The organism is Actinospica durhamensis (assembly GCF_018139695.1).
Taxonomy (GTDB): domain Bacteria; phylum Actinomycetota; class Actinomycetes; order Streptomycetales; family Catenulisporaceae; genus Actinospica; species Actinospica durhamensis.
In genome coordinates this window covers 1-746 of the sequence record NZ_JAGSOG010000655.1, presented here as the reverse complement: position 1 = coordinate 746, position 746 = coordinate 1, and the positions used below count along the sequence as shown (strand labels likewise).

At 74.4% G+C, this 746-nt stretch carries 1 pseudogene; it reads right to left on the bottom strand.

Annotation, left to right across the window (positions count from 1 at the left end):
• Positions 1–701: pseudogene (locus KDL01_RS41575) on the bottom strand (hypothetical protein); the annotation flags it as partial.
• Positions 702–746: the final 45 nt, after the last annotated feature.

The window sequence follows — 746 nt, the reverse complement described above, 5'->3', positions numbered from 1 at the left end:
GGGTCGGCGGCGGCGGGGAGGAGTTGGAGGGCGCCGCGTAGCCACTGGGCGGCGGTCGCGGAGCGTTCCCAGATGGCGCTTGCCGCGTCGACGAGGGCGGCCATGGCCTCGACGTCTCCGGGGGCGGCCAGGCGGACGAGGTGGGGGACGCGCGCGGCGACCGGGGCGCGGCGCAGTTGCAGGGCCCGGGCGGCGCGGGCGTGGGCGGCTAGTCTCCAACCTGAATCGGTGCCCTGATAGATCGCGGTGCGGGCCACGGCGTGGCGGAACGCGAAGCATCCGGTGCCGGGGATCGGGCGCAGCACGTCTTGTCCCACCACCTCGCCGATCGCCGCGTATACGCTGCTCTGCGGCAGTTCGGCGACTTCGGCCAGCAGGCTCGGCTCCACCGCTTCGGTGAAGACCGACGCGGCCGCCGCCACCATGCGCGCCGGGGCAGAGAGTGCGCCGAGTTCGACGGCGAACCTCGTCTCCACGCTGAGCGGCACCGTCCCGAGCTCGATCCGGTCGGCTCGTTGCCGCGCCGTGGCGGCGAGTGTCTTGGCGTAGAGCGGATTGCCTCCGCTCTCCCGGTGGAGCATGGTCGCCCACGGGGTTTCGGCCTGCGCCCCGGCCAACGTGGCGCAGTGCGTCTGGGAGAGCGGTCCGAGGGCGAGCCGCGTGAGCGCGTGCGCGCCGTCGAACGCGCTGCGCAACGCCACCGGAGCCTGCCTCGGGCGATGCGCGACGGCGAAGAGTACGGGGGC